This window comes from Saccharomonospora saliphila YIM 90502 (assembly GCF_000383795.1).
GTDB lineage: Bacteria > Actinomycetota > Actinomycetes > Mycobacteriales > Pseudonocardiaceae > Saccharomonospora > Saccharomonospora saliphila.
This window is the reverse complement of record NZ_KB912649.1, coordinates 50040-58214: the sequence shown is the minus strand read 5'-3', so window position 1 is coordinate 58214 and position 8175 is coordinate 50040. Positions and strand designations below refer to the sequence as shown.

The 8175-nt window shown below is 72.5% G+C and carries 7 protein-coding genes and 1 pseudogene; all 8 read left to right on the top strand.

Annotation, left to right across the window (positions count from 1 at the left end):
• Positions 1–958: molybdopterin-dependent oxidoreductase (locus tag SACSA_RS22090; protein WP_019815019.1), on the top strand; the 958-nt coding region annotated here is incomplete at its 5' end.
• 232 nt (positions 959–1190) lie between these two features.
• Positions 1191–2048 (top strand): redox-sensing transcriptional repressor Rex, encoded by an 858-nt coding sequence (locus SACSA_RS0108380; RefSeq protein WP_019815018.1) that lies wholly within the window; start codon positions 1191–1193, stop codon positions 2046–2048.
• Positions 2045–3391, top strand: a complete 1347-nt coding sequence (locus SACSA_RS0108375; protein ID WP_019815017.1) for a glutamyl-tRNA reductase — start codon at positions 2045–2047, stop codon at positions 3389–3391. The genes SACSA_RS0108380 and SACSA_RS0108375 overlap by 4 nt, the downstream gene beginning before the upstream one ends.
• Positions 3384–4325 carry a hydroxymethylbilane synthase gene (gene hemC / locus SACSA_RS0108370; RefSeq protein WP_019815016.1) on the top strand — a complete coding sequence of 314 codons (942 nt, stop codon included), beginning with the start codon at positions 3384–3386 and terminating at the stop codon, positions 4323–4325. The genes SACSA_RS0108375 and hemC overlap by 8 nt, the downstream gene beginning before the upstream one ends.
• Positions 4326–4590: 265 nt before the next feature.
• Complete coding sequence (locus SACSA_RS0108365; protein ID WP_019815015.1) at positions 4591–6123, top strand: bifunctional uroporphyrinogen-III C-methyltransferase/uroporphyrinogen-III synthase; 1533 nt, start codon at positions 4591–4593, stop codon at positions 6121–6123.
• A 137-nt stretch (positions 6124–6260) separates the two neighbouring features.
• On the top strand, positions 6261–7232 hold the full coding sequence (gene hemB / locus SACSA_RS0108360; RefSeq protein ID WP_028661681.1) for a porphobilinogen synthase: 972 nt from the start codon (positions 6261–6263) through the stop codon (positions 7230–7232).
• A gap of 10 nt (positions 7233–7242) precedes the next feature.
• A complete protein-coding gene (locus SACSA_RS0108355; protein ID WP_028661680.1) occupies positions 7243–7764 on the top strand; it encodes a hypothetical protein in 522 nt (173 codons plus the stop codon).
• Between the two features lie 173 nt (positions 7765–7937).
• Positions 7938–8175, top strand: a pseudogene (locus SACSA_RS25925) (hypothetical protein); the annotation flags it as partial.

The following is an 8175-nucleotide window of genomic DNA, read 5'->3' as shown; positions in this document are numbered from 1 at the left end:
CGCCGTCGGGCGGCTGCGCGTGGCCGAGCCCGTGCCGCCGCTGCCGAGCGGGGCCGATTTCGCGCGGCAGGGCACGCCGTCGTTTCTCACCCCGAACGCGAACTTCTACCGCATCGACACCGCGCTCGTGGTGCCGCAGGTCCGTGCCGAGGACTGGACGCTGCGGGTGCACGGGATGGTCGATTCCGAGCTCAGCCTGTCCTACGACGACATCCGGTCCCGCCCGCTCGTCGAACGCCGGGTCACGCTGTGCTGCGTGTCGAACCCGGTGGGCGGGCCCTACGTCTCCACGGCGACCTTCGTCGGGGTCGAACTCGCCGACCTGCTCGAGGAGGCCGGGGTGCGTCCCGGCGCGCGACAGTTGTTCTCCACCAGCGCCGACGGATGGACCTGCGGCACGCCCGTGGGCGCCGCGCTCGACCGCGAGCGGGGAGCCCTGCTGGCTCTCGGGATGAACGGCGAGCCGCTGCCGCTGGAGCACGGGTTCCCGGCACGCATGGTGGTGCCGGGCCTGTACGGCTACGTGTCGGCGACGAAGTGGGTGGTGGACATGGAGGTCACCACGTGGAACGCCCGCCGTGCCTACTGGCTCGAACGCGACTGGGCGCGCGAGGCGCCGGTGAAGACGCAGTCCCGCGTCGACCGGCCGCGCGAGTCCGCGACGGTGGGCCTCGGCACGGTCACCGCGGCGGGAGTGGCGTGGGCCCAGCCGACGGGTGTGGAGGCGGTGCGGGTGCGGCTCGACGACGGCCCGTGGCGCGAGGCCGACCTCGCCGCCGACGTCAGCGACGACACCTGGCGAATGTGGCGGATCGACCTGGAGATCACCGAGCCCGGCGAGCACCGCGTCACCTGCCGCGCGGTGGACAAGTCCGGCTCCGCGCAAACCGGCGAGCGCGCCCCCGTGCTGCCCGACGGGGCGACGGGCTGGCACACGGTGGCGTTCACCGCACGCTGAGCCCGCCGAGGGGAAGCAGCCCGAACGGGCGGGTACCGTGGTGGGCGGCCCCGGGGCCACCGGGCGTGGACATCGGCGCTGGTGTGGCCTGCGTCAACGTTCTCACCAGCTACTTTGTGCCTACGTTCACAAGTGGCTAACGTAGGGCCATCGCCGAGCGGGGCCGGTATCGAACACTACGGGACCCCGTCCGGTCAAGAGTGGATTTCCTTTTCGGTGACAGGAGACCAGCGTGGTGGCACAGCGTGGCCGGCGCACCGGGTCCTCGTCGCAGTCCGGTTCGAGGGCGGCCTCGGGACGGGCGCGGCGGGTGCCGGACGCCGACGACGCGCCCACCGCGGAGATGCCCGCGGTCGACGGGGCCGACGGTGACGGTGACTCCGAGCTGCGGGTCCGCGCGGTGCCGGAGGCCGCGGTCGCCCGGCTCGCCGTGTACCTGCGGGTGCTCTCGGCGATGGCCGAGCAGGGTGCCACGACCGTGTCGAGCGAGGAGCTCTCGTCGGCGGCCGGGGTGAACTCGGCCAAGCTGCGCAAGGACCTCTCCTACATCGGCTCGTACGGCACGCGCGGTGTCGGGTACGAGGTCGAGGTGCTCATCGGGCAGATCGAGCGCACGCTCGGGCTGACCCGCCAGCACCGGGTCGCCGTGGTGGGAATCGGGAATCTCGGGCACGCGTTGGCCAATTACGGAGGGTTCCCCGGACGCGGTTTCCCCGTCGAGGCGCTCTTCGACATCGACCCCGACCTGGTCGGGGTTCCGGTGGGCGGCATACCGGTCTCACACCTTGAGGACATTCCCCGGGTGTGTGCCGACCGGGGCGTCTCCATCGGGGTCATCGCGACGCCGCCGACCGCGGCGCAGTCGGTGTGCGACCGCCTCGTGGCGGGCGGGGTGCAGTGCATCCTGAACTTCGCCCCCGTGGTGTTGCAGGTTCCCGAACATGTCGAGGTGCGAAAGGTCGACCTGGCTGTGGAGTTGCAGATCTTGTCCTTCCATGTGGCCCGCAGGGCCGACGGTGAACCGGACGGCCGGGTCGTCTCCGACGTCGAGGGTGTGGCCGGCGTCGACGGCGTGGTGATGCCGTCGTGAGCGTGCTCGCCCTCGGGCTGTCCCACCGCACGGCCGACCTGACCACCCTGGAGCGGGCCGCCGTGCCCGCCACCGACGTGGTCAAGGTCCTCGACGAGCTCCAGCAGGCCGACGACGTCTCCGAGGTCATGCTGCTGTCGACGTGCAACCGCATCGAGGTCTACGCGGTCGTGGAGACCTTCCACGGCGGACTGGCCTCCATCGCCGACGTGCTGGCCCGGCAGGCCGGTATGGAGGCCGCCGAGTTGTACGACACCTATTACGTGCACTACGCGGGCGCCGCGGTCGAGCACGTGTTCTCCGTGGCCTCCGGGCTCGACTCGATGGTCGTCGGCGAGACGCAGATCCTCGGCCAGGTGCGGTCGGCCTACGCCACCGCGCGCGAGGCGGGCACCGTCGGCCGCACCCTGCACGAGCTGATCCAGACCACCCTGCGGGTGGGCAAACGCGTCCACACCGAGACCGGCCTGGACACCCTGGGGGCCTCGGTGGTCTCCGAGGCGCTCGCCGCCGCCGGGGAGCTCGAAGGCAGGCGCGCGCTGATCATCGGCGCGGGGTCCATGGGAGCGCTCGCGGCATCCCAGCTGCGCCAGGCCGGTATCGCCGACCTGGTCGTGGCCAACCGCACCGTCGAGAAGGCCGAGCGGCTCGCGGACTCGGTCGCCGAGCAGGGCGTGCTCGCCCGCGCCGTGCCGATGAGCGAGCTGGCCGCCGAGGTGTCCCGTGCCGACGTGGTGATCTCCTGCACCGGCGCGAAGGCCGCCGTGCTGGGTGTGGAACACCTGGCCTATCTCGACGACGGGGCCGGAGTGAAGCCGCTGGTCGTCTGCGACCTGGGTCTGCCCCGTGACGTCGAGCCCGCCGTCGGCGAGGCGCCCGGTGTGTCGCTGGTCGACCTGGAGACGGTACGCAAGCGGATGGCCTCCTCCGGCACCGCCACGACCGAGAAGCAGATCGCGCGCGCGTCCGGGATCGTGCTCGACGAGGTGCGTGCCTACCTGGCGGGGCAGCGCAGCGCCGCCGTCACCCCGACGGTGACCGCGCTGCGCCAGCGCGCCGCCGAAGTGGTCGACGCCGAACTGCTCCGGCTCGACCGGCGGCTGCCCGAGCTGGAGCCGGGCGTGCGCGACGAGGTGAACCGCACGGTGCGCCGGGTCGTGGACAAGCTCCTGCACGCGCCGACCGTGCGCGTCAAACAGCTGGCCGCCGAGGAGAAGGCGGGCACCGACTACGCCAACGCGCTGCGTGAGCTGTTCGAGCTCGACCCGCAGGCGCCGAAGTCGGTGTCGAGCCCGTCCTCGGTGTCCAAGCACGACCAGATCGACGGGGACCAGAGTGGCTGACGGAATCATTCGGATCGGCACGCGCGGCAGCAAGCTCGCGCTGGCTCAGACCGGCACGGTCGCGCAGCGGCTGACCGACGCGGGACAGCGGGTGGAGATCGTGCCCGTCTCCACGCCCGGGGACCGCTCCTCCGCCCCGATCGCCGAGATCGGGGTGGGAGTGTTCACCTCGGCGCTGCGCGAGGCGCTGCTTCAGGGAGACGTCGATGTCGCCGTGCACTCGTACAAGGACCTGCCCACGGCCGCCGAGGAGGGGCTGGCGCTGGCCGCGGTGCCACCGCGCGAGGATCCGCGCGACGCGCTGATCGCCCGGGACGGGCTGCGGTTGGGCGAGCTGCCCCCCGGCTCCACCGTGGGCACCGGCTCGCCGCGCAGGATGGCTCAACTCCGCGCGCTCGGGCTCGGACTGAACGTCGTGCCCGTCCGGGGCAACATCGATACCCGCATCGGCAAGGTCACCTCGGGTGAGCTGGACGCGGTGGTGCTCGCCCGGGCGGGGTTGGCGAGGGTCGGCAGGGTCGGTGAGATCACCGAGAGCCTGGACCCGCTCCAGATGCTTCCCGCTCCGGCACAGGGCGCCCTCGCCGTGGAGACCCGCGTCGACGACGTGGACACCGAACACCTGCTTCACTCGATCGTGGATGACGCGGTGACACGGGTGGCCGTGACGGCGGAGCGTGCCATGCTGGCGGCGCTCGAAGCCGGTTGCAGCGCACCCGTGGGCGCGCTGGCCGAGGTCGTGGAGGATCTGGACAGCGAAGGGGCCGTGGTGGAGCGGCTCTCGCTGCGAGGCGTCGCCGCCACCGAGGGCGAAGGCGACTCCGTGCGCATCCTGCGCGCCTCGGCGGTGGCCGACATCCGGGAGGCCGAGCAGCTGGGCAGCTCGCTGGCCGCCGAACTGCTCGATCTCGGCGCGGGCGCGCTGTCGCACTGACCGGACCAGCGCGGCACACCGGCGAGCGCGGCACACCCCGACAACAGCAGCAGCGGCGCCGGCCGTCCGGATGGGGACGGTCGGCGGCGAACGCCGTCCGCCGGGACAGTGGGCGACAGGGCTGTCCTTCGGACGGACGACGATGGCTGTCCCCCGGACAGTGGACGACAGGGCTGTCCTTCGGACAGTGGAGGACGACCGCCTTCGGGGCGGTGGACGACGAACCCGCCCTCGGGGCGGTGGCAGACGAGGAGAGACGACGTACATGACCCCCGCACGCAAGACCACGGGGCGCGTCGCCTTCGTGGGCTCGGGCCCCGGGGACGCCGGACTGCTCACGGTCCGCGCCCAGGAGCTGCTCGCGAAGGCCGACCTCGTGGTGACCGACCCGGACGTGCCCTCCGGCGTGCTCACCTACGCGGGCGCCGAGGCCGAGGTGCGCCCCGCCGTCGGCGAGCCCGGTGACGTCGCCAAGGACCTGACCTCGGAGGCGAAGGCAGGCAGGCTGGTGTTGCGGCTGACCGCAGGGGACCCGCTGACCCACTCCGCCGTGGTGGCGGAGGTGCAGGCCGTCTCCCGCACCAGCGCGGTGTTCGACGTGGTGCCCGGGGTCTCGCCCGGCGCCGCCGTGCCCGCCTACGCCGGTGTGGCGCTCGGTGGCGCGCACGCCGAGGTGGACCTGCGTGGCGAGGTCGACTGGGCCGGCCTGGCGGGCACCCCTGGCCCGCTGGTACTGCACGCGACGTCGAGCCACCTGGCCGAGGCGGCCTCCGCGCTGGTCGAGCACGGGCTGTCGCCGCAGACTCCGGTCGCTGTGACCTCGAACGGCACCGTGAACACCCAGCGCACCGTCGACTCGACGCTGGCGTCGGTGGCCGCCGACGCCGGTGAGGTCGCGGGGCCGCTGGTGGTCACCGTCGGCGAGCCCGTCGGCAACCGGCAGAAGCTGTCCTGGTGGGAGTCGCGCGCGCTGTACGGGTGGAAGGTGCTCGTGCCGCGCACCAAGGAGCAGGCCGGGGACATGGCCGAGCGGCTGCGCAGCCACGGTGCCAGCTCCCACGAGGTGCCCACGATCTCGGTCGAGCCGCCGCGCAGCCCCGCGCAGATGGAACGCGCGGTCAAGGGCCTCGTCGACGGGCGGTACCAGTGGATCGTGTTCACCTCCACCAACGCCGTGCGGGCGGTGCTGGAGAAGTTCTCCGAGTTCGGCCTCGACGCGCGGGCCTTCTCCGGCGTCAAGATCGCCTGCGTGGGCGAGTCCACGGCTGAGAAGGTGCGCTCGTTCGGCATCATCCCCGAGCTGGTGCCCTCCGGTGAGCAGTCCAGCGAGGGCCTGCTCGAGGAGTTCCCGCCGTTCGACGACGTGCTCGACCCGGTCAACCGGGTGCTGCTGCCGCGCGCCGACATCGCCACCGAGACGCTGTCGGCCGGGTTGCAGGAACGCGGCTGGGAGGTCGACGACGTCACCGCCTACCGCACGGTCCGCGCGGCGCCGCCGCCCGCCGAGACCCGTGAAATGATCAAGACCGGCGGGTTCGACGCGGTGTGCTTCACCTCGTCGTCCACGGTGCGCAACCTCGTCGGCATCGCGGGCAAGCCGCACGCGCGCACACTCGTGGCCTGCATCGGCCCGAAGACGGCCGAGACCGCCGTCGAGTTCGGGCTGCGCGTCGACGTGCGCCCGGACCAGCCGAACGCGGTGATGCTGGTGGACGCCCTCGCCGAGCACGCGGCCAAGCTCCGTGCCGAGGGCGCCCTGCCCCCGCCGCGCAAGGCCAAGCGCTCCCGCCGCTCCTGACCCACGCCTGTTGTCAAGTCGTCAAGGCCTCCTTTACTGCACTCAACGCAGTGAAGGAGGCCTTGACGGCACCAGACGCAGTGAAGGAGGCCTTGACGGCATGTGGGGCGGGTGTGGTGACGGAGTAGGGTGGCGGGGTGTTTCCCGAGCATCGTCCTCGTCGGTTGCGCAGCACACCGGCCGTGCGGCGGCTGGTGAGTGAGACGACGCTGCGCCCGCGCCAGTTGATCCTGCCCCTGTTCGTGGCCGAGGGCGCCGACGCGCCCCGCCCGATCAGCAGCATGCCCGGCGTCGTTCAGCACACCCGGGATTCGTTGCGCAAGGCCGCCGTCGACGCGGTGCACGCCGGGGTCGGAGGGCTGATGCTCTTCGGCGTCCCCGCCACGCGGGACGCCACGGGCTCCGGCGCCACTGACGAGCACGGCATCCTCAACGTCGCCCTGCGTGACCTTCGCGGCGAGCTCGGCGACGACACGGTGCTCATGGCCGACACCTGCCTCGACGAGTTCACCGACCACGGGCACTGCGGCGTGCTCGACCGGCACGGCGGGGTGGACAACGACGCCACGCTCGACCGCTACGCCGAGATGGCCCGGGCGCAGGCCGACGCCGGGGCGCACATGCTCGGCCCCAGCGGCATGATGGACGGCCAGGTCGGCGTGATCCGGCGGGCGCTCGACGACGCCGGGCACACCGGCGTGGGCATCCTCGCCTACTCGGCCAAGTACGCCAGCGCCTTCTACGGCCCGTTCCGGGAGGCCGTCGACTCGCAGTTGCGGGGCGACCGCAACACCTACCAGCAGGACCCCGCCAACGCGCGGGAGGCGCTGCGCGAGGTGGAGCTCGACGTCGCCGAGGGCGCCGACGCCGTGATGATCAAGCCCGCCATGACCTACCTCGACGTCGTCCGCGCCGTGGCCGAATCGTCGCCGGTGCCGGTCGCGGCCTACAACATCTCGGGTGAGTACTCGATGGTCGAGGCCGCCGCCGCGCACGGCTGGCTCGACCGGCGCCGCACCGTGCTGGAGACGTTGACCTCCATCCGCAGGGCGGGGGCCGATCTGATTCTGAGCTACTGGGCGGCTGAAGCGGCGGGCTGGCTGGACTAGAGTCACGACCGTGACGAATTCAGGCGAGTCGGACGAACAGCGCCGCGCACGCGGCCTTCCCCCGGAGCCGAGCGTGCCCGGGCAGCGGCGGGACACGCCGAGTCCGCCGACGCCGGTCGCCGTGTCGTTCTGGTTGTTCGTCGCCTCGGGCGTGGTGCTGGTGGCCGGGTTCGGCTACACCCTGCTGCGCAAGCAGGAGCTCGTGGATGCCCTCGTCGAGATCAACACCGACCAGTCGATCACGCGGGAGCAGATCGAGGCGGGGGCGACCAACCTGCTGTGGACGCTGTTCGTGGGCGCGATCGTGTTCGCCGTCCTGTTCGGGCTGTTCGCGTGGAAGGCGCGGGAAGGAGCCCGGTCGGCGCGCACGGTGCTCACCGTGCTCGCCGCCGTCACGCTGATCTTCCAGATGGTGCTGTTCAACAGCCTCATCACGCTCGCCGCGGTGTTCCTCGCCGTCGTCGGCACGGTGTTGCTCTGGCTGCCGAGCGTGCGCCAGTACTTCCCGAAGGCGGGGAGGTCGTTGCGCTGACGGCGGCGGACGACACCGGCGACGAGGCCGGTGAGGCGGCTGGGGACGGGACCGGCGAGGCGGCCACGGATGGAGAGACCACCGGCGAGGCGGCCGGATACACCGAGTCCGGTGCCAGCGGTTCGGCACTGCTCTGGGGTCCGGCGTTCGCGCTGGCCGGGTACGTGGTCGAGGTGGCCAGCGGCCTCCGCACCCACGCGCTGGGCTGGGCGATCGCCGGTCTCGCGCTGCTGGCGCTGACGGCGCTGTGGGTGCGGGCGCGCAGGCGGTACCTCGCGGTGCGCGTCGGCGGTGGACACCTCCGCCAGGGCACCGAGCTGCTGCCTCTCGACCGCGTGGCCGCCGTCGACCCGCCGCTCCGCGAGGACGGCACCGATCCGGAGAGCGCCGAGCGACAGGGCGGTGACCGGA